The 23,804-nt window shown below is 59.9% G+C and carries 19 protein-coding genes, 2 tRNA genes and 1 other RNA gene; 17 read left to right on the plus strand and 5 right to left on the minus strand.

Features of this window, described 5'->3' with window-relative positions:
• Positions 1 to 99: 99 nt before the first annotated feature.
• From tig to FKL89_RS05215, 12 genes are all read left to right on the plus strand, one after another.
• Positions 100 to 1,407, plus strand: a complete 1,308-nt coding sequence (gene tig / locus FKL89_RS05160) for a trigger factor (RefSeq protein ID WP_156861755.1) — start codon at positions 100 to 102, stop codon at positions 1,405 to 1,407.
• A gap of 222 nt (positions 1,408 to 1,629) precedes the next feature.
• Positions 1,630 to 2,208, plus strand: coding sequence for an ATP-dependent Clp endopeptidase proteolytic subunit ClpP (gene clpP, locus FKL89_RS05165; protein WP_181955227.1), 579 nt, complete (start codon positions 1,630 to 1,632; stop codon positions 2,206 to 2,208).
• A gap of 200 nt (positions 2,209 to 2,408) precedes the next feature.
• Positions 2,409 to 3,665, plus strand: a complete 1,257-nt coding sequence (clpX, locus tag FKL89_RS05170; protein WP_156861757.1) for an ATP-dependent Clp protease ATP-binding subunit ClpX — start codon at positions 2,409 to 2,411, stop codon at positions 3,663 to 3,665.
• Positions 3,666 to 3,724: 59 nt separating this feature from the next.
• Entirely contained in the window at positions 3,725 to 6,151 is a 2,427-nt protein-coding gene (lon, locus tag FKL89_RS05175; RefSeq protein ID WP_156861758.1) for an endopeptidase La, read from the plus strand.
• 160 nt (positions 6,152 to 6,311) lie between these two features.
• Entirely contained in the window at positions 6,312 to 6,584 is a 273-nt protein-coding gene (locus tag FKL89_RS05180) for an HU family DNA-binding protein (protein WP_156861759.1), read from the plus strand.
• A 79-nt stretch (positions 6,585 to 6,663) separates the two neighbouring features.
• Positions 6,664 to 6,739, plus strand: a tRNA-Val gene (locus tag FKL89_RS05185).
• Positions 6,740 to 6,774: 35 nt separating this feature from the next.
• Positions 6,775 to 6,851 (plus strand) — tRNA-Asp (locus FKL89_RS05190).
• A 161-nt stretch (positions 6,852 to 7,012) separates the two neighbouring features.
• Positions 7,013 to 8,962, plus strand: a complete 1,950-nt coding sequence (locus FKL89_RS05195; protein ID WP_156861760.1) for a SurA N-terminal domain-containing protein — start codon at positions 7,013 to 7,015, stop codon at positions 8,960 to 8,962.
• A 60-nt stretch (positions 8,963 to 9,022) separates the two neighbouring features.
• A complete protein-coding gene (gene guaB / locus FKL89_RS05200) occupies positions 9,023 to 10,483 on the plus strand; it encodes an IMP dehydrogenase (protein ID WP_156861761.1) in 1,461 nt (486 codons plus the stop codon).
• 9 nt (positions 10,484 to 10,492) lie between these two features.
• Positions 10,493 to 11,068 (plus strand): DUF2059 domain-containing protein, encoded by a 576-nt coding sequence (locus FKL89_RS05205; RefSeq protein ID WP_156861762.1) that lies wholly within the window; start codon positions 10,493 to 10,495, stop codon positions 11,066 to 11,068.
• A gap of 84 nt (positions 11,069 to 11,152) precedes the next feature.
• Entirely contained in the window at positions 11,153 to 12,733 is a 1,581-nt protein-coding gene (gene guaA / locus FKL89_RS05210; protein WP_156861763.1) for a glutamine-hydrolyzing GMP synthase, read from the plus strand.
• A gap of 1,311 nt (positions 12,734 to 14,044) precedes the next feature.
• The gene (locus tag FKL89_RS05215) at positions 14,045 to 14,482 is read left to right on the plus strand and encodes a 2'-5' RNA ligase family protein (RefSeq protein ID WP_156861764.1); all 438 of its coding nucleotides are present in this window, start codon (positions 14,045 to 14,047) and stop codon (positions 14,480 to 14,482) included.
• Positions 14,483 to 14,519: 37 nt separating this feature from the next.
• On the opposite strand, the gene mltF is transcribed toward FKL89_RS05215, so the two are convergent.
• Positions 14,520 to 15,920 (minus strand): membrane-bound lytic murein transglycosylase MltF, encoded by a 1,401-nt coding sequence (mltF, locus tag FKL89_RS05220; RefSeq protein ID WP_156861765.1) that lies wholly within the window; start codon positions 15,918 to 15,920, stop codon positions 14,520 to 14,522.
• A 110-nt stretch (positions 15,921 to 16,030) separates the two neighbouring features.
• On the opposite strand from mltF, the gene ffs reads away from it, so the two are divergent.
• From ffs to FKL89_RS05245, 5 genes are all read left to right on the plus strand, one after another.
• Positions 16,031 to 16,127, plus strand: an RNA gene (gene ffs / locus FKL89_RS05225) — signal recognition particle sRNA small type.
• 179 nt (positions 16,128 to 16,306) lie between these two features.
• Positions 16,307 to 18,043 (plus strand): DNA polymerase III subunit gamma/tau, encoded by a 1,737-nt coding sequence (gene dnaX / locus FKL89_RS05230; protein ID WP_272953733.1) that lies wholly within the window; start codon positions 16,307 to 16,309, stop codon positions 18,041 to 18,043.
• Between the two features lie 99 nt (positions 18,044 to 18,142).
• Complete coding sequence (locus tag FKL89_RS05235; RefSeq protein ID WP_156861766.1) at positions 18,143 to 18,469, plus strand: YbaB/EbfC family nucleoid-associated protein; 327 nt, start codon at positions 18,143 to 18,145, stop codon at positions 18,467 to 18,469.
• Positions 18,470 to 18,758: 289 nt separating this feature from the next.
• The gene (recR, locus tag FKL89_RS05240; RefSeq protein ID WP_156861767.1) at positions 18,759 to 19,349 is read left to right on the plus strand and encodes a recombination mediator RecR; all 591 of its coding nucleotides are present in this window, start codon (positions 18,759 to 18,761) and stop codon (positions 19,347 to 19,349) included.
• The gene (locus FKL89_RS05245; RefSeq protein WP_156861768.1) at positions 19,346 to 19,867 is read left to right on the plus strand and encodes a hypothetical protein; all 522 of its coding nucleotides are present in this window, start codon (positions 19,346 to 19,348) and stop codon (positions 19,865 to 19,867) included. Before recR ends, FKL89_RS05245 begins: the two co-directional genes overlap by 4 nt.
• A 123-nt stretch (positions 19,868 to 19,990) precedes the next feature.
• On the opposite strand, the gene rsmA is transcribed toward FKL89_RS05245, so the two are convergent.
• From rsmA to cysM, 4 genes are all read right to left on the minus strand, one after another.
• Positions 19,991 to 20,824, minus strand: a complete 834-nt coding sequence (gene rsmA / locus FKL89_RS05250; protein WP_156861769.1) for a 16S rRNA (adenine(1518)-N(6)/adenine(1519)-N(6))-dimethyltransferase RsmA — start codon at positions 20,822 to 20,824, stop codon at positions 19,991 to 19,993.
• A gap of 171 nt (positions 20,825 to 20,995) precedes the next feature.
• Complete coding sequence (locus FKL89_RS05255; protein WP_156861770.1) at positions 20,996 to 21,931, minus strand: heme-dependent oxidative N-demethylase subunit alpha family protein; 936 nt, start codon at positions 21,929 to 21,931, stop codon at positions 20,996 to 20,998.
• The gene (locus FKL89_RS05260; RefSeq protein WP_156861771.1) at positions 21,916 to 22,698 is read right to left on the minus strand and encodes a 3'-5' exonuclease; all 783 of its coding nucleotides are present in this window, start codon (positions 22,696 to 22,698) and stop codon (positions 21,916 to 21,918) included. The genes FKL89_RS05255 and FKL89_RS05260 overlap by 16 nt, the downstream gene beginning before the upstream one ends.
• Before the next feature lie 81 nt (positions 22,699 to 22,779).
• Positions 22,780 to 23,688: a cysteine synthase CysM gene (gene cysM / locus FKL89_RS05265; protein ID WP_156861772.1), complete on the minus strand. Its 909-nt coding sequence runs from the start codon at positions 23,686 to 23,688 to the stop codon at positions 22,780 to 22,782.
• Between the last annotated feature and the right edge of the window lie 116 nt (positions 23,689 to 23,804).

The raw sequence follows: 23,804 nt of genomic DNA on the forward strand, positions 1-23,804 counted from the left end.
GCGGCAATTTGCCGTTGACTGCGCGCAGCGTGCAGCCACCAGATGTTTTGAGAAAACTTTGAGCGAACGCAGGCACGGCGTTCGGATGGAAAGAAAAGCATGTCCACGCAGATCGAGCAACTGAGCACGCTTGAGCGTCGCTTCACGATGAGCATTCCGGTAGCCGCTATCGAGTCGGAAACCGAGTCCCGCATCAAGCGCCTGGCGCGTACGGTCAAGATGTCCGGCTTCCGTCCGGGCAAGGTGCCGGTGAAGATGGTTGCGTCTACGTACGGGCCGCAAGTGCGCTCTGAGGTGTTGTCCGACGAGGTCAACAAGAATTTCGGCGCAGTGGTCGAGCAGAACCAGCTTCGTGTTGCCGGTTATCCGCGCATTGAACCGAAGGCGGACGCAGCCGACGCAGCGAACTTCCAGTTCACCGCGACCTTTGAGGTGTTCCCGGAAGTCCAGTTTGCTGACCTCGGTGCGCTTGCCATTGAGCGTCCCATCGTCGAGGTTTCTGACGAAGACGTCAATCGCACCATCGAGACTTTGCGCAAGCAGCGTGTCCGTTACGAGCCGAAGGATGGCGCGAGCGTTGACGGCGATCGCGTGATTGTTGATTTCGCCGGTGAGATCGACGGCGTTGCTTTTCAGGGCGGCTCTGCCAAAGACTTCGCCATGGTCCTTGGCGAACGTCGCATGTTGCCCGAATTCGAAACTGCGGCCCACGGTTTGACCAAAGGCGAAACGAAGACATTTGAGCTGACGTTTCCTGCCGACTATTTCGGCAAGGATGTCGCGGGCAAGACCGCGAAGTTCGTACTTACCGCCAAGGAAGTTTCAGCGCCGGTGCTGCCCGAGGTTGACTCAGAGTTTGCCAAAGCATTCGGCGTTTCCGGTGGCAGCGTCGATGCATTGAAAGCAGAGGTCCGCGGCAATCTTGAACTTGAACGCAAGCGCCGTGTATTTCAAAGCGTGCGCGACCAGGTTTTCCGGGGCCTGCGCACTCAGGCGACGCTCGAAATTCCCAAGGCACTGGTAGCAGCGGAGGCTGACCGCATGGTCCAGGCCGCCATTGAGGAAATGAAGTCGCGTGGCGGCAAGGAAGCTGACGCGCAATTGTCGCCATCAACATTTGAGCCCGCAGCTACCGATCGCGTTGCGATGGGCCTGATTGTCGGTGAGCTGGTGCGCGCCAACAACCTGCAGGCAACACCGCAACAGGTGCGTGCCTTGCTGAACGAGCAGGCGCAAAGCTACGAAAAGCCGGAGCAGGTTGTTGCCTGGTATTACCAGGACGAGCGCCGCTTGTCGGAGTTTGAAGCGGTTGCTCTCGAACAGAACGTGGTTGACTTCGTGCTCACCAAGGCCAAAGTCAGCGAGAAAGTGGTGCCGTTCGCCGAGCTGATCGGCCAGGCCGCCTGATTGGTGGATTCGATTGCGGCGCCGACCAAATTGGCGCAGTATTGAAATCTTTCGCTTGGTCGCAATCATTGGTTGAGGGCCGGGAATTCTCCCGGCACGCTCCGCCAACAGGAATACCTCATGAATCTGTGGAATCCACCATCTGCCCACCTCGCGAGCATCGGTGCCGTTGATCCGTTTGCGACCGCCTCCGTGGCCCCGCAGGGACTTGGCTTGGTGCCGATGGTCATCGAGCAGAGTGGCCGGGGCGAACGTGCATTCGACATCTACTCGCGACTGCTCAAGGAACGGGTGATCTTTCTGGTCGGTCCGGTGACCGACGAGACCGCCAATCTGATCGTGGCGCAATTGTTGTTTCTCGAGTCAGAAAACCCCGAGAAGGACATCAGCTTCTACATCAATTCGCCCGGTGGATCGGTGTCAGCGGGCATGGCAATTTTCGACACGATGCGTTTCATCAAGCCTGATGTCAGTACGCTATGCATCGGCATGGCGGCGTCGATGGGGGCCTTCCTGCTGGCAGCGGGAACCAAGGGCAAGCGATTTGCCCTACCCAATTCCACCGTCATGATCCACCAGCCTTCGGGTGGTTTCTCCGGTCAGGTCTCTGACATTGAGCGACATGCCAATTACATCGTTCGCCTGAAGCAGCGCTACAACAAACACATGGCTGAGTTCACGGGCCAGGATCTTCAGGAAGTTGACCGTGCGTCCGACCGCGACAACTTCATGACTGCCGACGAAGCGCTGAAATTCGGCATGGTTGACCGCGTACTCGAAAGCCGAGGCGAAGCAGTCTGACCAAGCCGGCCGCAGTACCGGTAGCCTTGATGTCGTTTTGAACGGCAACCGCTTGCGCGGCGCCAGACGACCTCGGTACAACACTTTTTTGCCCCACTGGGCCGGCATTTTGTTCCGTCTATGCGTGTGCCTGCGCTTGTTTCGGCAAAGCGCTACACTGCCAGAAACGCATGTGGCGTCCTGCCTGATCAACTAGTTTTATGGCCGAAAAATCTTCGAACGACAAGCTTCTCTACTGTTCGTTTTGCGGCAAGAGTCAGCATGAGGTGCGCAAACTGATTGCTGGCCCTTCGGTGTTCATTTGCGACGAGTGTATCGACCTCTGCAACGACATCATCAAGGAAGAAGTCCAGGCCGAAACCGCAGACAAGGGTGGCACCAAGCGACTCCCGACGCCGCACGAAATCCGCGACAAACTCGACCAGTACGTGATCGGGCAGGAGCACGCAAAAAAGATACTCTCTGTCGCGGTCTACAACCATTTCAAGCGGATCGACGCCAACCTCAAGGACAACGATGTTGAGCTGGCCAAGAGCAACATCCTGCTGGTAGGGCCGACTGGATCCGGCAAGACCCTGTTGGCGCAAACGCTGGCGCGGCTGCTTGACGTTCCGTTCGTCATCGCCGACGCCACCACCTTGACCGAAGCTGGCTATGTCGGCGAAGACGTCGAGAACATCATCCAGAAGCTCCTCCAGACCTGCGAGTACGATGTGGAGCGGGCGCAGCGTGGCATTGTCTACATCGACGAAATTGACAAGATTTCGCGCAAGGGCGAGAACCCGTCGATCACCCGTGACGTATCAGGCGAAGGCGTGCAGCAGGCATTGCTCAAGCTGATCGAAGGTACCAACGCGTCAGTGCCGCCACAGGGCGGGCGCAAACACCCCAACCAGGAATTTGTCACTGTCAACACCGCGAACATCCTGTTTATCGTAGGCGGTGCGTTTGAAGGGCTTGACCGCATCATTCGCCAACGATCAGTGAAAACGGGAATCGGCTTTGGCGCTGAAGTTGTCTCACCGGATGATCGCAGCACAATCAGTACTTTGTTGCGTGACACCGAACCCGATGACCTGATCCGCTTTGGATTGATTCCTGAGCTTGTCGGGCGACTGCCAGTGGTGGCGACGCTGGATGAGTTGAGTGAATCGGCACTCATCGACATCCTGGTTCGTCCCAAGAATGCGCTGGTCAAGCAGTACCAGAAGATGTTCCGCCTCGAAAACGTCGAGCTGGAAGTCCGCGACAGTGCGCTGGCAGCGATCGCCCGGCGTGCGATCAAGCGACGCACTGGCGCGCGTGGCTTGCGATCCATAGTTGAATCGCTGCTACTTGACATCATGTACGACTTGCCGTCGCTCAAAAACCTCGAACGTGTGGTGATTGACGAATCGACGGTCGAGAATACTGCACGCCCCTTACTGATTTACAGCGAACCAAGCAAGGTTGCCTGAGCGGCAACCATATGGCCTCTTCGGCCCGCGCGGTTTGCGCGAAGTTATGAAAGTTCGCCATGTCTGAATCGAACCTTGAACTACACGATAGCGACGAAACGCTGAGCTATCCGCTGCTGCCGCTGCGCGACGTGGTGGTATTCCCGCACATGGTGATTCCGCTGTTCGTCGGGCGTCCGAAGTCCATCAAGGCACTTGAAGTCGCGATGGAAAGTGGCAAGCACATTCTGCTGGTCGCGCAAAAATCGGCGGCCAAGGACGACCCCACGCCCGAGGATCTCTATGAAACCGGTTGCGTGGCGACGGTACTGCAGATGCTCAAACTGCCGGACGGCACTGTCAAGGTGCTGGTAGAAGGGCTGCATCGCGCGCTGCTGACCGCGTTGACCAACAACGGCGAATTCTTCTCCGGAGAAGCCCGTGCTGTGGGTTCCACCGAGGACGGAACGGCCGAAGTGGAAGCGTTGCGCCGTGCGCTGCTTGCGAATTTCGACCAGTTTGTCAAACTGAACAAGAAAATTCCGGCCGAAATCTTGACCTCGATGGCCGGTATCGACGACGGCGGCCGCCTGGCGGATTCAATCGCGGCCCATTTGCCTCTCAAGCTTGAACAAAAGCAGGAAGTGCTGGAGTTACCATCGGTTGCCAAACGCATCGAGCATCTGATGGGATTGATCGAGGCGGAAATCGACATCCTGCAGGTTGAAAAGCGCATCCGCGGTCGCGTCAAGCGTCAGATGGAAAAGAGCCAGCGCGAGTATTACCTCAACGAGCAGGTAAAAGCGATCCAGAAAGAACTGGGCGAAGGCGAAGATCAGGCCGAGATCGAAGAGCTCTCGAAAAAGATCAAGGCAGCGGGCATGTCCAAAGAGGCCATGGAGAAGGCCGAGGCCGAGCTCAAGAAGCTCAAGATGATGTCGCCGATGTCAGCTGAGGCAACGGTGGTCCGCAACTACCTCGATGTGCTGACCGGCTTGCCCTGGAAAAAGAAGAGCAAGGTCTCCAAAGACTTGCGCAAGGCGATTGACGTACTGGAGGCCGATCACTACGGACTCGAAAAGGTCAAAGAGCGCATTACTGAATACCTCGCAGTGCACCAACGTGTGGACAAGGTTAAGGCGCCGATTCTGTGCCTTGTGGGGCCGCCCGGCGTGGGCAAGACATCGCTTGGTCAATCGATCGCCAGAGCTACGAACCGGAAATTCGTACGTATGTCATTGGGCGGCGTGCGCGACGAATCTGAAATCCGCGGGCACCGTCGCACCTATATTGGCTCGCTGCCGGGCAAGGTGTTGACCAATCTGTCGAAGGTTGGAGTGCGCAACCCGTTGTTCCTGCTCGACGAGATCGACAAGATGGGTCAGGACTTCCGCGGCGATCCGGCGTCGGCGTTGCTCGAAGTACTTGATCCCGAGCAAAATCACACGTTCGCCGATCACTATGTCGAAGTGGACTTTGATCTGTCCGACGTCATGTTTGTGGCAACCGCCAACAGCTTCAATCTGCCAGCCCCATTGCTTGACCGGATGGAAATCATCAGGCTGTCCGGATACACCGAGGACGAAAAGGTCAACATTGCGCAGAAATATCTGCTGCCGAAACAAATCAAAAACAATGGTGTCAAGGACGGTGAAATTGACGTGCGTGAAGACGCCATCCGCGACATCGTCCGTTACTACACTCGAGAAGCTGGCGTGCGTTCGCTCGAACGTGAAATTTCCAAGCTGTGCCGCAAGACGATCAAGCGCATCCTGACCGACAAGACGCAGGCCTCTTCGGCCATTACCGCGGAGAACCTCTCCGATTATCTGGGCGTACGCAAATTCACGTTCGGGATCGCCGAGAAGATCAATCAGGTCGGCCAGGTCAATGGCTTGGCATGGACCGAAGTTGGCGGCGACCTGCTGACCGTTGAGGCGGTGGCATTACCTGGTAAAGGCGGCGTGCGTCACACCGGCAAACTTGGCGACGTCATGCAGGAATCCGTGGCAGCGGCTGTTTCCGTGGTGCGCGCCCGAGCACGCAAACTTGGCATCAAGCCCGACTTCTACGAAAAGCATGATCTGCATCTGCACTTCCCGGAAGGCGCGGTGCCGAAAGACGGGCCGAGCGCCGGTATTGCGATCACCACCGCCATCGTTTCGACGCTAACTGGCATCCCGGTAAAGGCGACAGTTGGCATGACCGGTGAAATTACGCTGCGCGGAGAGGTATTGCCGATTGGTGGGCTGAAAGAAAAGTTGCTCGCCGCCCAGCGCGGCGGCCTGACGACAGTTCTGATTCCCGAGCAAAACGTCAAGGACCTCGCTGACATTCCGGACGGAGTCAAGAATGTCCTGGAAATTCGGCCTGTCAAATGGATCGACGAGGTCCTGAGCGTTGCGCTGGAGCGCTCGCCAGTGCCGCTGTCGGATGATGTTGCCGCAGTCGTTGCGCCCTCGTCCGCGGAACCGGCAGTGCAGGCAGAAACAGTTGTAAAGCATTGATGCAAGTCGATGAAAGCGCCGTGCAGCGGCGCATCGCGCGCGTTTCGTAGTAGACTCGCGCCCTACGTTTTTCAAACCTCGCTTCACACACGCTGCACCGACGGCAGTTGAAGCGGAATATTGTTCAAGTCCAAACCAATGGTGAAAGGGGACAACAAAGATGAATAAAGCAGAACTCATCGAGAGCATCGCCAAGAGCGCAGACGTGTCGAAGGCCGCCGCAACGCGTGCACTTGACGGAGCGATCAAGGCAATCTCGGTGGCGCTGAAGAAAGGCGACGTCGTGACGCTCGTCGGCTTCGGCAGCTTTTACGTTGGCAAGCGTACGGCTCGCACCGGGCGCAATCCCCGCACAGGCGCTGCCATCAAGATCAAGGCAGCCAAGGTTCCGAAGTTCCGCGCTGGCAAAGCTTTGAAAGATGCGATAAACTAGCAGGCTTCGCTGGATCGAAACAAGAAATTGTGAAATTCCGGCGACCCTCACTCGGTACTGATAAAAAAGTGTCGGGTTCGGGTGCTTAGCTCAGCTGGTAGAGCGTCGCCCTTACAAGGCGAATGTCGGGGGTTCGATCCCCTCAGCACCCACCAGATCAAGCGGTATGCAAGTGCCGGGCGATCACAGCGGAGTGGTAGTTCAGTTGGTTAGAATACCGGCCTGTCACGCCGGGGGTCGCGGGTTCGAGCCCCGTCCACTCCGCCAACCAGATGACATGAAAAAGGCGAACGGAAGTTCGCCTTTTTTGTATCTGCACCGAGATTGACAGGTGCCTTCAATGTCAGTCAGCAACTGCAGTCGCCCGTTGCGGATCGTTCCAGGCCAGCTGCCCGCTCACGACGGACAGCGTTTTTTCGAAGAAGCCCATGTTTGATTTCGTTCACAAAAACAAACGCCTCGTCCAGTTTGTCCTGGCATTGCTGGTGTTGCCGTTCGCCTTTGTTGGTGTCGACAGCTACGTGCGCAATATCGGCAGCGACAAGGATGTCGCTACGGTTGGTGGCCAGGGTGTCTCGCCGCAGGAGTTCGAGAACGCGCTGCGTGCGCAACAGGATCAGATGCGCCGGGTGCTGGGCAAGAGCTTTGATCCGGCCATGTTCGATAACCCGGAAGTGCGTCAACAGGTGCTCGATGGCGTAGTGAACCAGCGCCTGCTGCAAGTGGTTGGTCAGGACCTCAAACTGACCGCGCCCGACGCGCAGCTGCGCAAGACCATTCTCGAAGTGCCTGATTTTCAGGACGGGGGCAAATTCTCTGAAGCGCGCTACGACGAATTGCTGCGTGCGAACGGCTTCACCCGTTTGAGCTACGAATCACGCCTCCGTGGTGATTTGGCGCAGCAGCCGCTACAGGACGTACTGACGCGCACCAACTTCTCTAGCGCCGCCCAGGCTGCGCTCTATCAAAAGCTCACAGAGCAGGGACGCGAAATCCAGGTGGCGACGCTGGAGCCCGCCGCCTTCATCGCGCAGGCCAAGGTTGATGACGCTCTGATCAAGGCCGAGTATGACAAAAGCCCGGACTCCTATCGGGCGCCGGAACAAGTCAAGATTGAGTACCTCCAGCTGAACCAGGCCGCTTTTCAGAGTGTGGCTACGGTCTCGGCCGATGAGTTGAAGGCGGAATATGAAAAGCGAATCAAGGAGTTTTCAGCGCCCGAAGAGCGGCGTGCAAGCCATATCCTGCTGAGCGTCGACAAGGACGAAAAGGGCCAGCCAAAGGCCGCCGCGAAAGACGCGGTACGCGCGGAAGCCGAGGCATTGACGAAGCAGGCCGCTACCTCCGCGGAGAAATTCGCCGAGTTGGCGAAGCAGAAGTCGAAGGACCCGGGTTCTGCTGCGCAGGGCGGTGATCTGGGATTTTTTGGCCGTGGCCAGATGGTGAAGCCTTTCGAAGAGGCCGTGTTTGCCATGAAAGCGGGCGAAGTCCGCGGTCCGATCGAGTCTGATTTCGGCTTCCACATTATTCGCCTCGTCGAAGTCAAGCCGGAGCGGACGCGCCCTCTCGATGAAGTTCGCGCGCAACTCGAAGGCGAAATCAAGCAGCAGAAGGCGTCGAAGCTCTTCGCCGAAAACGCTGAAAAGTTCCAGAACCGCGTTTATGAGCAAGGCGACAGCTATACCAAACTGGCGGAGGAGCTCAAGCTTGAGGTGAAAAAGACAGACTGGCTGACGCGCGCGCAAGTGCAGGCGATCGCCGCAGGCAACCAGAAGTTTGTGCAAACCGTGTTTGCGCCGGCCAACGTCGCAGCCAAGAAGAACTCGGAAGCCATCGATCTCGGCAACAACAGCCTGATTTCCGCGCGCGTGGTTGACTATAAACCGTCGGCAGTACGGCCGTTCGATGACGTGAAGGCGCAAATCGCCCAGCAACTGCAGCGCAAGCTCGCCACGGAGCTCGCTGCCAAAGCGGGAGCTGAGAAAGTCGTTGCCCTCGCCGCCGGCAAGGATGCCGGGCTCACGTTCGGTGCCGCGCAAAAGCTCGTACGCCAGGCGCCGCTGCCTAGCGTCAACGCTGCGCTTGCCAAGCAAATTTTCGCCGCTGACCTCGCCAAAGGCGGCGCTGTGGTGGGTGGCACCAATGACGCTGGCGGTTACACGGTAGTGAAAGTGCTGAAGGTTGTCGAACCCGAGGCGCCGACGCCAGACAAGCTGAAAGCACTGAGCCAGCGTCTGGCGTCCCAGGTTGGTGGTGACCTGTCAACCGCGTACCTTGGGGCGCTGAAAGATCGCATCAAGGTTGAAGTAAAGAAAGGCGCTGTGGCCGACAAAGCCGACAAGGACGCCAAACCGGAAAAAGCCGGCGACCAGAAGTAGTATGGCTGCTTCCGGGGCTGCCGAAGTAGCTGAGTAGAATACGGTTTTTGGGAATTTCAAATGCGCATTCGCGCCAAAGCCCTCACCTTCGACGACGTACTGCTCGTCCCCGGTTACTCCGAAATCCTCCCCCGCGACGTTGACCTCGGCACCCGGCTGACCCGGCAGGTGCGTCTGCGTCTGCCATTGTTGTCGGCGCCGATGGATACCGTTACCGAGTCACGCCTCGCCATCGCGATGGCGCAGGCGGGTGGCGTCGGGGTCATCCACAAGAATCTGCCGGCAAAGGATCAGGCACGTGAGGTGGCGCGCGTCAAGCGCTTCGAGTCGGGCGTATTGAAAGATCCCATTACTGTTGGCCCCGATGCATCAGTTCGCGATGTACTGGGCATCACCGTCGACAATAAGATATCGGGTGTGCCGGTGCTTCAGGGCAAGCGCCTTATCGGCATCGTCACCAACCGCGATCTGCGCTTCGAAGCCAATCTAGATCAACCAGTGACTGCCATCATGACGCCGGCCGAGCGGCTGGTCACCGTCAGGGAAGGCGCCAGCATCGAAGAGGCAAAAGCACTGATGCACAAGCACCGTCTTGAGCGTGTGCTGGTGGTCAATGAGGCATTCGAGCTGCGTGGTCTGATTACGGTGAAGGACATCCAGAAATCGACCGAGCATCCCAACGCCTGTAAGGACGAACAGGGCAGACTGCGAGTTGGTGCGGCGGTTGGCGTTGGTGAAGGTACCGAAGAGCGTGTGGAACTTCTGTTGGGGGCGGGCGCTGACTTCGTTGTGGTCGATACGGCACACGGTCATTCGCGAGGCGTGCTTGATCGCGTCAACTGGGTCAAACGCAACTACCCGCAGGCACAGGTGATCGGCGGCAACATCGCCAGCGCCGAGGCCGCCAAGGCGCTGGTTGACGCCGGCGCTGATGCGGTGAAAGTGGGTATCGGACCGGGTTCGATCTGCACAACACGCATGGTCGCGGGCGTCGGTGTGCCGCAGATTACCGCCGTGGATTTCGTGGCCAACGCGATCCACTCTTCAGGCGTCGGCATCATTGCTGACGGCGGGATCCGCTATTCGGGCGACATTGTCAAGGCACTGGCAGCCGGCGCCGATTGCGTCATGCTCGGTGGCTTGTTCGCGGGCACCGAGGAGGCGCCCGGCGAAGTCGTCCTCTACCAGGGGCGCTCCTACAAGTCGTATCGCGGCATGGGTTCGCTGGGCGCCATGCAGGCAGGCTCCAAGGACCGTTACTTCCAGGACACCGAGAACGCCGCCGAAAAGCTGGTCCCGGAAGGCATCGAAGGGCGCGTTCCGTACAAAGGCCCCGTCGCGTCCGTTGTTCACCAGCTCGAGGGTGGCATCCGTTCAGGCATGGGTTATTGCGGCTGTGCGACGCTTGCGGAACTTCATGCTCGCGCAGAGTTCGTACAAATCACCGGTGCTGGCATCCGTGAGTCGCACGTCCATGACGTGCAGATCACCAAAGAAGCACCCAACTACCACGCCGACTAAAGTAGAAACATGAAATTCCTGGCTTCCCTCCTCGCCGTATCTGCGCTCGTGCTCGCCAATTCGGGCGCGCACGCTGACGAGTTGACCGCAACCAAGCGCGCGCAAATCAAGACACTGCTCGAACTGACCGGCGTGAAGGCCATTCCCGAGCAAATCGCCAACAACACGATTCAAAGCTGGGTCCCCGGCGTACGGCAACTGGACCCGAAGTTCCCCGATAAGGGCTTCACCATTGCCCGCGACGCGTTCGTCTCGGCACTGAATGCCAAGGCTGATGCTGCTGGCGGTCTTGTCGATCAGGTGACGATCGTTTATCACAACGCCTTCAGCGCTACTGAAGTGGCTGATCTGGTCAAGTTCTACCAGAGTCCACTCGGCAAGAAGATGCTGGGCAGTCAGGCGAAAGTTAACGCTGAGACGTTTCAAACTGCGATGAAGTGGGCGGACTCGCTGTCCGCTGACGTCGAGCAGCGCATTGATGCCGCCCTGAAGAAAGAGGGCTTGAAGCTTCCGGAGCCGCCCAAGGCGCCGCCGGCTGCGGCGCCAGCGGCCGGGGCAGGACAACCGCCCGCGAAAAAGCAGTAACGTGCGTTGAAGGGGCCCTGCGGCCCCTTCGCATTTTCAGCCTAGCAAATCGTCGACCGACTTACCAACGTTCTCCCTAAATCCATGGCACGCGGCATTCTCATTCTCGATTTTGGCTCCCAGGTTACCCAGCTCATCGCTCGACGCGTTCGTGAAATGGGCGTGTACTGCGAGCTGCATCCGAACGACGTATCCGACGAATTCATTCGTGAATACAACCCCGAGGGCATCATCCTGTCGGGCAGTCACGCCAGTACCTACGAGGCGCACGATCTGCGCGCGCCCGCCGCCGTGTTCAAGCAAGGCGTTCCGGTGCTTGGCATCTGCTACGGCATGTTCACGATGACGGTACAGCTGGGCGGCAGCGTCGAGGCCAGCGATCATCGTGAATTCGGTCATGCCGAAGTTCGCGCACGTGGCCACACCAAATTGTTTGACGGCATTGAGGACACGCGCACGCCGGAGGGCCACGGCATGCTGCACGTGTGGATGAGTCACGGCGACAAAGTGACTGAAATGCCGCCGGGATTCAAGCTGATGGCGTCAACGCCAAGCTGCCCGATTGCCGGCATGGCCGACGAGGAACGCGGCTTCTATGCGGTGCAATTCCATCCCGAGGTGACGCATACGAAGCAGGGTACCGCCATGCTGCGACGCTTTGTCCTCGACATCTGCAAGGCCAAGCCGACGTGGACGATGCCTAACTACATCGAAACTGCCGTCGCACGCATCCGCGAACAGGTGGGCAATGAGGAGGTCATTCTTGGCCTTTCAGGCGGCGTCGATTCCAGCGTTGCGGCTGCGCTCATTCACCGCGCGATTGGCCCGCAACTCACCTGCGTGTTCGTTGACCACGGCCTGCTTCGTCTCAACGAAGGCCAGATGGTGATGGATATGTTCGCGCGCAACCTCGGCGTCAAGGTAATCGCCGTCGATGCCAGCGAGAAATTCCTGGGTGATCTCAAGGGGGTTGCCGACCCCGAACAAAAGCGCAAGATCATTGGCCGGGAGTTTGTCGAGGTCTTCCAGGCAGAGGCGAAGAAGCTGCCCGCCGCCAAGTGGCTGGCACAGGGCACGATCTACCCCGACGTGATCGAGAGCGCGGGCGCCAAAACCAAGAAGGCGCACACCATCAAGTCACACCACAACGTCGGTGGCCTGCCGGAAACGCTCAATCTCAAACTGCTCGAACCGCTGCGCGAACTGTTCAAGGACGAAGTGCGTGAGCTTGGCGTTGCGTTGGGCTTGCCGCGCGAGATGGTCTACCGCCACCCGTTCCCTGGTCCCGGCCTCGGCGTGAGAATTCTCGGTGAGGTGACAAGACCGGCGGCCGACTTGCTGCGCCGCGCCGATGCCATCTTCATCGAGGAGCTGCGTGCTGCGAAGGATGCTGACGGCACCAGTTGGTACGATCTCACGGCGCAGGCCTTCGCAGTTTTTCTGCCGGTCAAGAGCGTCGGCGTGATGGGTGATGGCCGCACCTACGAGAACGTCGTCGCGCTGCGCGCCGTGCAGACCACCGACTTCATGACCGCACACTGGGCCGAGTTACCGCACTCGCTGCTGGCAAAAGTGTCGAATCGCATCATCAACGAAGTGCGCGGATTCAATCGCGTCGTCTACGACATTTCCGGTAAGCCTCCGGCGACGATTGAGTGGGAGTGACGGTCAGTTGGGTGAACCTGTACCTCTGGCCGGGTGAATGCGGAGCGGCCTCAGCCTATGATCAATTTCTGCTGCAATCGCGGCGCCGCCGGTCAATGCGTGCGGCGGCCTTCAATTCGGCGGAATGAATTCTTGAATTTCTGGAGGTTTGAGTATGCATAGGCTTTTTGCTTTTTCCGGCGCCGTTCTGGTGTGTTGTTCTGCATCGGCGGCAATCACGGTTGACTACGAAAACAAAGACTCAAAAGAGTACAAGTGGGACGCCGTGTGCAGCGGCTCAAAGACCAGTGGTGTCACATTCAGAGGAGGCACTACGTCGGCATCATCGATTCAAGGCTCGGCACCATGCACTGTCAAAACCAACGGCGGGGACGTTGTACTTAAGGGCGGCGAGAAGATTCTGATCAAAGACGGGAAGATCACGATCAAGAAATAGCCGGACCGACGCAGCGTGACGATGCGGGACGACTCTTGCCAGTCGAAGTTACTGGCTACACATGCTGCGCGTCGCCATGGGCGATTTTGCCGTGGCTCACACCAGCAGGGATTCATCGACTCTGCGCTACCCCCGAAAGTTGGCAACGAGCTGAACTAGAGTCCGATTCACCAGAGAGAAGGGGAACGGACAATGAACTAGAAGCCCTGCAAGGATGAGCAAATCACTGGGCTTACGCGGAAGCGGACGTGGAGCTGGCGGTAAGGAACTGCGCCGCAAGCACGGATTCGGCGAGGCGAGCTACTACCGATAGACGGCGAATTTTGGCTGCGCGAACGTCTCGGAAGTGCAGCGCGTCTTGCAAGCTTGGGCTGCAGAGTGCGCCATCAAGCATCGTCTCATCGAGCCCGTCAAATCGACGCAGAATGCCTCTATCGAAATTTGAAGATAGAACTGCAGGAGTAGCGGCCCGTCAAAGCGGCTCGATCCCCACACTAGAAAAGCGCTCGTTTTCTCACGTTAGAAGCGACGGCAAAGCTCAATGGACCAGACTGACTAAGCTAGTGTTCATGGGAGTTTCAAGGCAAAAGACATCATCGAGTGGGAGTAGCGACGAGTCTGGATTGCGTATTGACGCCCGGCTGATTACTGTATAAAAATACAGTTATTGGATTCTCTTCGAGTCCATCACTATCCGGGTTGGCGGGCGTATGCAGATATCAATTCCAGGCACTGGCGGTGACGACGGCATAGGTCAGACGGTAGTCCCGCGAAAGAATCGGCTGTTCTACGCCATTCGACCGGATGAACGAGCCGCGGAGTCGTCGATAGCGACAGCACTGTCGCTGAGGGAGCGGCATGGACTGCGAGGCAGGGTGTACCGCACCGACCGGCTCCACTTGACCTTGTGCACGTTTTACGAAGGCAAGACCCTACCTGCAGGGCTGATCGAACTTGCGAAACGCGCCGGCGATGCAATACAGGCACGGCCATTCGTAATTTCTCTTGACACGGCATTGAGCTTTGCTAGCAAACCTGTTGACCGGCCGCTGGTGTTGTCAGGTGTACGCGGAACGGTGGAATTGATCGGTTTCAGGCAGACAATTTTGCGCGACGCGATACGTGAGCACTTCCTTGGCGCGCTGCTGCAAGACCAATTTGTACCGCACATGACTGTTCTGTATGACGACCGGCTGGTGCGCCCGGAGTCAGTTGAACCGATAAGCTGGACTGCCACCGAACTGTTGTTGATTCACAGTCACGTTGGATTGACGCGACATGATGTGCTCGCCCGATGGCAGTTTGGCATGTAGTGAACTCAACAGGTGGCTACAGCTATTGTTCTGTCTTTTATCCGGCCCGCAACTTGGGCTGATAAGGTGGTTCCAACCGCAGCAGTACGTCGTAATAAGCACGCACGGATTCCACGTAGTCGACCGGCATGTTGCAGCGGCAGGGGCCCAGCTTGAACTGGGCGGCGACATCGGGCTTGGCAAGCATCGGCAGGTGGCGGCGCACGTCGGGCCACATGTCCGGGTTCTTCTTTGCGCGCTGGGTCAGGATACGGGCGTTTTCGATGTGACCGAGGCCGATGTTGTAGGCCGCCAGCGCCAGCCAGGTTTTGTCCGGCTCCTGGATGCGCGCAGCAAGGCCGTCGCGCTTGAGTTCCGAGAGATAGCGGGCACCACCGAGAATTGATGATCGCGGGTCGAGCCGGTCAACGTTGTAGCGCTTCGCGGTGTCCTCGGTGAACTGCATGATGCCACGGACACCGGTGGGCGACGTTGCATCCGCGTTCCAGTGTGATTCCTGATACGACACCGCAGCCAGTAACCGCCATTCGATGCCATACGTCTCCTGCGCCTGCTGGAACCACATGCGATAGCGTGGCAACACCGAGTTCACCCGTTCGCTGAAGATGTCGATGTCCATCGGCGACACCCGTTGCGGGAATCCAAAGTAGCGGTCAAGCACCCGCGCAATTTGCCCGTCACGCGTGATGCGTGTGAGAAATGCCTCGGCCTCGTCGCGCAGCTTCATGTCCTTGTGTGCAAACAGCCAGACGCGCGATAGCGCCGGCTGAACAGTGAATGCGCGTTGCGCATCGTAGTGGAAATGCCGGCTCGCGTTGAAGGTGTCCTCCTCGACGATGGCGTACTGCACGTCATCATCACCAACGGCCGCGATCAGGGCCTCGTCGTCGTGGCGCTCGTCTTCGACAAAGGTGATGCCAGCGTTGCGGCGACGGATTTCCGCCATCTGCGGGTGCGAAAAAATCCGCGAGCTGACCACCACGCGTTTTGGCAGCAGTTCGGCAAACGACTTGGGGGTGAACTTCTGCGGCGAATTGAGCAGCACCCAACCGCTCTCCTGGTAGCGCGCCCTGGTCGCGACCTCGGTGGCGCTCATGCCATCGGCCGAAACTCCCATCGTTACCACGTCAATCTCGCCGCGCATGAGCGCCAGCCGTGCTGCGTCGGGCGTGGGGTAGGTCTTCAGCGCAATCGAGCGGTGTTGCGTTTGTGCAAATGCACTGATCAGGTCGTATTCGAGCCCGGCAGCCTCGCCATTCGGGTCAACGTAATAGATCGTTGGATGCACCATCACACCAGCGCGCAGGGCATTGGGGTCGGCTGGCGTGCGCAGGCTGCCGCTCAGCGGCCGCGTCTCGGCCCAGTTCACCAGCTTGAACGGCAGCACCAGCGCAGCAGCAGCAGCCAGGACGGCCAGAATGATGCGGAAAAAGGACATGTCTCGTGTACGAACTTCCCGTTGCGCACTCGACGCGTGGCCCGCGAGTATAGGGGCTGGCAATCGGTACGTGCGGCTTGCAAAATCTCCGGGCAACTATAATTGGAGGTGGTGGGTCGCCCCGCATGTTCAAGCCGTGAATCTGGTCAGGTCCGGAAGGAAGCAGCCACAGCGGTGTAGGCAGTGCCGGGGGAACGGCTCACCACCTCTTTCTCCGGCGTCCGCATACGGGCGGATTGCGGCGTTGAATTTTTGGCGGGCCACTCGCCTATCGCGTCAGATATGTCTCGTGTCCCGCCAAAAATTCGCCTTGCACTCCATCCCGTCTGCGAACGCTGACATTTGGTTCGATCAGCTCTCCCCGCACGTTTGGAGCCAGTAGCCAAGTGTCCGCCTCTCTCGCCCTAGCCCGCAAATATCGCCCGCGCAATTTCTCCGAGTTGATGGGGCAGGAGCACGTGGTGCGCGCGCTGTCGCATGCACTGGAAACCGGGCGGCTGCATCAGGCGTATCTGCTCACCGGCACGCGCGGCGTGGGCAAGACGACCATCGCGCGGATCCTTGCGAAAACTCTGAATTGCGAAACTGGCGTTACTGCGACGCCTTGTGGCGTCTGCCAGACTTGCCAGGACATCGATGCCGGACGCTTTCCCGATCTCATCGAGCTTGATGCTGCGTCGAACACCGGCGTCGACAACATGCGCGAGATCATCGACAACGCGCGTTATGCGCCCACGGCCGGCCGCTACAAGGTGTACCTGATTGACGAGGTGCACATGCTGTCCAAGAGCGCCTTCAACTCAATGCTGAAGACGCTGGAAGAGCCGCCGGAGCACGTCAAGTTTGTACTGGCGACGACGGACCCACAGAAGATCCCGGTGACGGTGCTGTCGCGCTGTCTGCAGTTCGCGCTGAAGCAGTTCCCGCCCGAACGTGTGGCGGAGCAGTTGCACAAGGTGCTCTCGGCTGAGCAGGTGCCGTTTGACGCGCCCGCTTTGCGCCTGATCGGTGAGGCAGCGCAGGGCTCAATGCGCGATGCGCTCTCAATCACAGACCAGGCCATTGCGTTCGGGCACGGCAAGGTAGACGAGCAGCAGGTGCGCCAGATGCTCGGCAACGTGGATCGCGATTTTGTGTGGCGTGTGCTGGATGCCGTCGTTGCGCGCGACGCGGCGGCGCTAAACGCCGAGGTCGAGCGCTGCTTCGAGCACGGGCTCGCAGCGGACGACGCGCTGGCCCAGCTCGCCCGTGCGTTGCAGCGCATCGCCCTCGCGCAACCGGTACAGGCGAGCGTGGATGCGGCTGACCCGGATGCCGCGCAAATTCAGCGCCTTTCGCAAGCTTTGAGCGCGGAAGAAGTGCAGCTCTACTACCAGATCGCGCTGCACGGTCGCGACGATCTGCGCCTTGCACCCGACGAGCAGACGGCGCTGATGATGACGTTCTTGCGCTTGCTGGCGTTTGCGCCGTCGAATGGTGCGGAGCCCGTGCGCGAGGCGACGCCGGCAAATGTTGCACGGACCGAAACTCCCCTCGCCCCTCGTGGGAGAGGGGTTGCGGGAGAGGGGGCTGGTGCTTCGCCTTATCCAGCGTCGCACGCCTCGGCGCCGTCCCCCTCTCCCCAACCCTCCCCCACCGGCGGGGAGGGAGTAACGCGCACCGTCGACGCAACCCAGGCTTCCGCTCAAGTGACGTCGACAGGCTCTCCCATCCCGTCGGGCAGCGACGCCGCGCCTCGGCGCGACTTCGACGGTGACTGGCTCAAGCTGGTGAGCCTGCTGCCACTTGCTGCGATGGCGCGCGAGCTGGCGCGGCACAGCGTGCTGGCGAGCTGGGACAAGGGCCTGTTCAAGCTCGCATTGCCACAGGACAAGCGGCCTCTGGCGACGCAGAAGGAGCGCCTCGCTGGCACGCTCAGCGAGTATTTCGGCCGCGCCGTGAAGATCGAAATCGAATTGACGGACAACGTCGGCGAATCGGTCGCGGTGCGTGACAACCGTGTGCGTGACGAAAAGCAGGCCGCCGCCGAGGCCGCCTTCATGGCGGACCCGGCGGTGCAGGTGCTGCTCAGCGAAGGCGGCGGCCGCGTGCGCGCGGGTAGCATTCAGGCTACTGAGTCATGACGAGTGACGAGTGACGAAAAGCAGAGGTGGCGTCATCGCATTTCAGATGCACCTTTCGTCACTCGTCATTGCTAACTCGTCCTTTTTTCGGAGAAACAAATGCTAGGTAAAGGTGGAATGGCTGGCCTCATGCAGCAGGCGCAGCGCATGCAGGAAAACCTGAAAAAGGCGCAGGAAGAAATCCAGCGCATGGAAGTTGAGGGCCAGGCTGGTGCTGGCATGGTCAAGATCACCATGACCGGCAAGCACGACTGCAAGCGTGTGCAGATTGATGCCGGCGTGATGGATGACAAGGAAATGCTCGAAGATCTGATCACCGCCGCCATCAATGATGCCGCGAAAAAGATTGAACAAGTTTCCTCGGAGAAGATGGGCTCGCTCGCCGGTGGCATGGGGCTGCCGCCGGGCATGAAGTTGCCGTTCTAGACGGCAGGACGACGCTCGCCATGCTCGCCAGGACGTCGCGCGCTTCGCTTGCTAGGACGACGGCCAACGCTTCGCTTGGCCTAAGACGCGAGCACGGGGCGACATGCGGTCGGTTTTTCGGCCATCCAAGTCAAACAGCCAGCGGTCCAACTTTCGTGACCAATCCCTCCGCAACTGACGGGGCTAGCGGCAAACCTTGGCGTCCTAGGCCGAAGGCCGACGTCCTAGCAAGCGAAGCGCGCGCCGTCCTAGGGCGCGGCGCGCCCGTCGTCCTGCGCGCGGAGCGCGCATGAGTGCTCCTGTTTCGTTCAAGGCGCTCATCGACGCGCTGAAAGCCTTGCCCGGTATCGGCCCGCGGGCGGCACAGCGCATTGCATTTGAGCTGGTGCAGCACAAGCGCGACGCCGCGCTGAGGCTAGCGAAAGCGCTGGAAGGCGCGCTCGACAAGCTGGGCCATTGCGAGCGCTGCAACACGCTGTCGGAAACGCCGGTGTGCGCGGTCTGCGCCTCGTCACGGCGCGACGCCTCGCTGCTGTGCGTCGTCGAAACCCCAGCCGACCAGATCACGCTGGAGCAGAGCGGCGCCTTCAGCGGGCTCTACTTCGTGCTGCTCGGCCGCCTATCGCCGCTCGATGGCGTCGGCCCCGGCCAGATTCATCTCGAAAAGCTGGTCAACCGCGCCACCGACGGCACGGTCAAGGAAGTCATCCTCGCCACCAACTTCACCAACGAAGGCGAAGTCACCGCGCACGTCATCACCGAACTGCTCGAAGGCCAGGGCGTCAAGGTGTCGCGGCTGGCGCGCGGTATTCCGATTGGCAGCGAGCTGGAGTATGTGGATGCGGCGACGGTGGCGCAGGCGGTGAGGGAGAGGCGGTGAAACTTGCCCTACTGAAGGGCCTGCTTCCAGGCCTGGTTGTTTCACTAGTCTTCGCTACTTGGCTATTTTTCCGAACGGAGCAGTTTCGAGAGGGGCTTGTTTTCTCTTCACTGATGGGCGTTAGTTCATTCGCCGCACACAGCGTGGTCGCTGTAGTTTCTGTGGTGATAATTTGCAACACGCGCGCCACCAACACAGGTGCCGCACTGCGAATATCCATCGCACTTTGCACAGCGGTTGCGACAGCGCTTTTCTGCCTAGTGGTGTATTCGTGGGCACGATCGCTTGCCACCGATGCTGGGGCGACAAGGCTTCCCGTAAGCGCCGAAGAAGTTCGCTTTCTCAGTGCCACGGACTACCGTGTCGCGACGATTGCCTTGTGGTGCGGCGTGTTTGGTTCGCTGGCTTCAAGCACCTTCACTTCTGGCCAGGTTCGGCGTGATCTAGCTTGGTTCTTGGGGGGCGTTCTTTCGCTTGTTGCGCTGGCTGCGGTGCTAGTAACAGTGATGACCTCCTAGAGTCGTAGGGTGCCACGCGGTGTTCCGGAGAGGCGAAGCGCGTCAGGAGTCCTGCACCAGTCCGCCGCAGGCGCGCTCCAAAACGTTGGTTCGATGAACAAATACCTTGACGCGCTGCGCTGCTCAGGGCGACGACCCTTCACGCCAGTCACTGATCGCAACGAACTCGGCGGTCGATAAATCCTCTGCGCGGGCCGTTGGTTCGATACCGATGGCAGTCCACGCGTCGGCACTGACCCACGCGGCGAGACTCTTGCGGATCATCTTGCGTCGTTGGGTGAAGGCGGCGGTGACGATCTGCGCGAAGCGGGTTTCGTTGTTCGGTCGTAGCCTCTTACTGCCGAGCGGCGTGAGGCGAACGATCGACGAATCCACCGCCGGAATCGGGCGGAATGCGCCGGGTGGCACGTCGAAGCACTTTTCCACGCGATAGCGGTATTGCAGCATCACCGACAGCCGTCCGCGCTCGCCGCTGCCTTCGCTCGCCGCCATGCGGTCCACCACTTCCTTCTGCAGCATGAATGTCATGTCGCTGATGCGATCCTCAAACTCGCAAAGGCGAAACAGGATGGGTGTGGAGATGTTGTACGGCAGGTTACCCACCACACGCAGCTTCGCGTCCGCTGCCAGCGTTGCGAAATCGAATTCGAGCGCATCAGCCTCGTGTACGCGCAAACGGTCCCTCGGGAATTCGGCGGTGAGGCGGGCGACGAGGTCGCGGTCTATTTCCACCACGTCAAGGCTCGCCGCTTGTCCCGTGGCGCAGTGTGCATCCATCGCGGCCAGCAGTTCACGCGTCAGCGCCGCCTGACCGGGCCCGATCTCGACGATGCGCTGCTCGGGGCGCGGGTCGATGGCATCGACAATGCGCAGGATGTAGTGGCGATCCACCAGAAAGTTTTGCCCGAAGCGCTTGCGGGCCCGGTGGGGGGCGGTGGGTGCTTTGGTGTCACGCATGGCAGCAATCCGTGGCGGATGGCGCCGCATGTTCGAAAGCCTCTCCTGCAAAGCAGGGGAGGTGGCGCGCAGCGCCGGAGGGGTAACGTGCCAAGCCAACGCAAATGACCCCTCTGTCAGCTGCGCCGACATCTCCCCTGCCGCGCAGGGGAGACATGCATTGATAAGGATTCATGCGAGTTGGTCCAGTTCCGCCAGCACTCGAGGCAGCGCGTCGGTCATACCCCGATAGGCAACGATAGCCGGCGTCATCGAGCGCAGTGAGGCGGCAAGCTCTGCCGCACGGCCCGGTGCGGCCCGCAGCACGTGGAGCAGCGGGCTCATCAGCAGGCGGATGAAGAACACGGCACGTTCGAACTGCGGCAGCGGCCACGTTGTCTGCCGTTCGATGCGGAAGTACAGCCGCGGCAGCAATGGGGCAGGATCAGCAAGCGCTTCGCGCCACCACGCCGCGTTGTTCTCGGGGTGCTGGTCAAGGGCCGGATTCGGCACGATCAGCCAGACGTGGCGCAGCATTGGCTGCTTCATGAAGGCCATCGCCATCAGGTTCGGCCCGGCGGCCTGCAGCATCGCGTTGTCCGCCACCGGCTGGTGAATCGCCATGAAATCGAGACTCAGCTTCTCGCGCGGGTCCCAGCGGGAGGGGAAGCAGACGGAGAGGAATTCGGTGCGCAGGCTGCCGTCGGTCGCCTTTAGGATGACGAAGTCTTCCTGCAGCGAGAGCGCCGCGTCTGTTCCCCTCTCCCCTCGTGGGAGAGGGGCTGGGGGAGAGGGGGTGCGGTGAGCTGGAGTCACCGTTACTGGGACGCCGCCGTCCCCCTCTCCCCGACCCTCCCCCACCGGGGGGGAGGGGGCCAATCCCCTAATCGCTTCGAGTACGTCTTCGTTCGCGTCACCCACTGCTGCGCGATCGCCATGTGCCGCGATGACCTTGGCACGTTCGCGTTGATACACGTCGAACAGTTCGTCACGAATCAGAAGCGCAGGCGATGCCGCATCCAGTTTTTCCAGATTTGGACGCATGCGGAACGGCACCTGTACTGGCCACGGCATGCGTGTGGCGGGCGTGAGCCAATCGATGGTTCCAGTGCTCACGTCGTCGGCCACGCAGCGAGATATTCCTGCCAGTGATCGCCGGGTGTGGTGCCGAGCTTGTCGCGCAGCAGCTTCAGCTCGGCGTCGTATTCATCGCGCGTCAGCTCGCCGCGCATGGCGAGGAAGCGCAGGAACAGCAGGTAGGTATTGGCCGCGTCGGTCTCGCAATAGGCGCGAATTTCCGCGATCTCGCCACGCTGATATGCCGGCCACACCTGGCTACCGTCCATGCCGAGCTTGCCGGGGAAGCCACAGAGCTTGGCCATCGTGTCGAGCGGTGCGTTGGCGCGCGCCTGATACATGGCGAGGAAGTCCATCAGGTCGAGATGGCGCTCCTTGTAGCGGTTCAGGTAGTGATCGAAATTGAACGCGCGGTCGTTGGCGCCAGTTTCCAGAAAGCGCGACGCGGTGACGCCGGTGATCAGACCGCGCTGCATCAGCACCGGCAGATCGAAGCCACCGCCGTTCCAGCTCACCAGTTGTGGCGTCTTGCGTTCAATCAGCTCAAAGAATTTCTGGATGATGGTGGGTTCATCGTCGCTTGCCTCACCCAGCGTCCAAACAGCGATCTTGTCGGAGCCCTCGCGCATCACGCAGGAGATGGCGCAGACGCGCTGCAGGTGATGCGGCAGAAACTCGCTGCCGTTTTTCTGCCGCTGCTGCGCGAACGCCCAGAGCCCGACCTCGTCATCGCTCAGGCTGGTGGGCAGGTCATGCAGACGACGTATTCCGTTGATATCCGGAATGGATTCGATGTCGAAGACTAGCGTTGGGAGCATACGAGCATTGTAGGAGCGGCTTGCCAGAGAGCCTCCCCTGCGAAGTAGGGGAGGTGCCGCGAAGCGGCGGAGGGGTTGCGCCTAACCCGGAAACACGCCCGTAGACAGGTAACGGTCACCGCGATCACACACAATGAAAACAAAGGTTGCGTTCTCCACGCCCTTCGCCAGTCGCAGCGTGATCGCCAGCGCGCCTGCGGCGCTGATGCCGCAAAAGATGCCTTCTTCCACCGCCATGCGGCGTGCCATTTCCTCGGCGTCAGCCTGCGACACCTCCTCGACGCGATCCACGCGCGCCTGCTTGAAGATCGCCGGGCGGTACGCCTCAGGCCATTTGCGGATGCCAGCAATGCTGGAGCCATCGGTCGGCTGCGCGCCGACGATCACGATATTCTCGTTCTGCTCTTTCAGGTAATTCGAGATACCGGTGATGGTGCCGGTGGTGCCCATCGCACTCACGAAGTGCGTGATACGACCTGCCGTCTGCTGCCAAATCTCGGGGCCGGTGCCGGTGTAGTGAGCCAGCGGGTTGTCGGGGTTGGCGAACTGGTCCAGCACCAGTCCCTTGCCCTGCTGCTGCATTTCAACGGCGAGATCACGGGCACCTTCGATGCCTTTCTCTTTCGACACCAGGATCAGCTCGGCGCCATAGGCCTTCATCGCCTGACGTCGCTCCAGTGACTGATTCTCCGGCATGATCAGCACCATCTTGTAGCCGCGCATCGCCGCGACCATCGCGAGCGCGATGCCGGTGTTGCCGGACGTCGCCTCAATCAGCGTGTCGCCGGGCTTGATGGTGCCGCGCTTCTCTGCCTGCACGATCATCGAATACGCCGGTCGGTCCTTCACGCTGCCGGCGGGGTTGTTGCCCTCCAGCTTGCCAAGGATCACCGTGCTATCCGGAACGCCGAACAGCTTTGGCAGCCGTTGCAGGCGGACGAGCGGCGTGTTGCCGATGGTGGTGTCGATGGTGGGGTAGGGCTGGTGCATGACGAATGACGAATGACGGATGACGAGTGACGAAGATCAAGGATCAAAGACGCATGGCTGACGGTGGCGATGCGATTCGTCACTCGTCATTCGTCTTTCGTCCTCGGTTTCATGGA

Source organism: Casimicrobium huifangae (genome assembly GCF_009746125.1).
Taxonomy (GTDB): domain Bacteria; phylum Pseudomonadota; class Gammaproteobacteria; order Burkholderiales; family Casimicrobiaceae; genus Casimicrobium; species Casimicrobium huifangae.

Bases quoted from the DNA above. Each gene is read 5' to 3' on its own strand.
- clpX (WP_156861757.1), top strand. From the start codon at position 2,409: ATGGCCGAAAAATCTTCGAACGACAAGCTTCTCTACTGTTCGTTTTGC.
- lon (WP_156861758.1), top strand. From the start codon at position 3,725: ATGTCTGAATCGAACCTTGAACTACACGATAGCGACGAAACGCTGAGC.
- FKL89_RS05205 (WP_156861762.1), top strand. From the start codon at position 10,493: ATGAAATTCCTGGCTTCCCTCCTCGCCGTATCTGCGCTCGTGCTCGCC.
- tig (WP_156861755.1), top strand. From the start codon at position 100: ATGTCCACGCAGATCGAGCAACTGAGCACGCTTGAGCGTCGCTTCACG.
- FKL89_RS05235 (WP_156861766.1), top strand. From the start codon at position 18,143: ATGCTAGGTAAAGGTGGAATGGCTGGCCTCATGCAGCAGGCGCAGCGC.
- rsmA (WP_156861769.1), bottom strand. From the start codon at position 20,824: ATGCGTGACACCAAAGCACCCACCGCCCCCCACCGGGCCCGCAAGCGC.
- mltF (WP_156861765.1), bottom strand. From the start codon at position 15,920: ATGTCCTTTTTCCGCATCATTCTGGCCGTCCTGGCTGCTGCTGCTGCG.
- clpP (WP_181955227.1), top strand. From the start codon at position 1,630: ATGGTCATCGAGCAGAGTGGCCGGGGCGAACGTGCATTCGACATCTAC.
- guaB (WP_156861761.1), top strand. From the start codon at position 9,023: ATGCGCATTCGCGCCAAAGCCCTCACCTTCGACGACGTACTGCTCGTC.
- recR (WP_156861767.1), top strand. From the start codon at position 18,759: ATGAGTGCTCCTGTTTCGTTCAAGGCGCTCATCGACGCGCTGAAAGCC.
- guaA (WP_156861763.1), top strand. From the start codon at position 11,153: ATGGCACGCGGCATTCTCATTCTCGATTTTGGCTCCCAGGTTACCCAG.
- FKL89_RS05260 (WP_156861771.1), bottom strand. From the start codon at position 22,698: ATGCTCCCAACGCTAGTCTTCGACATCGAATCCATTCCGGATATCAAC.
- cysM (WP_156861772.1), bottom strand. From the start codon at position 23,688: ATGCACCAGCCCTACCCCACCATCGACACCACCATCGGCAACACGCCG.
- FKL89_RS05195 (WP_156861760.1), top strand. From the start codon at position 7,013: ATGTTTGATTTCGTTCACAAAAACAAACGCCTCGTCCAGTTTGTCCTG.
- FKL89_RS05180 (WP_156861759.1), top strand. From the start codon at position 6,312: ATGAATAAAGCAGAACTCATCGAGAGCATCGCCAAGAGCGCAGACGTG.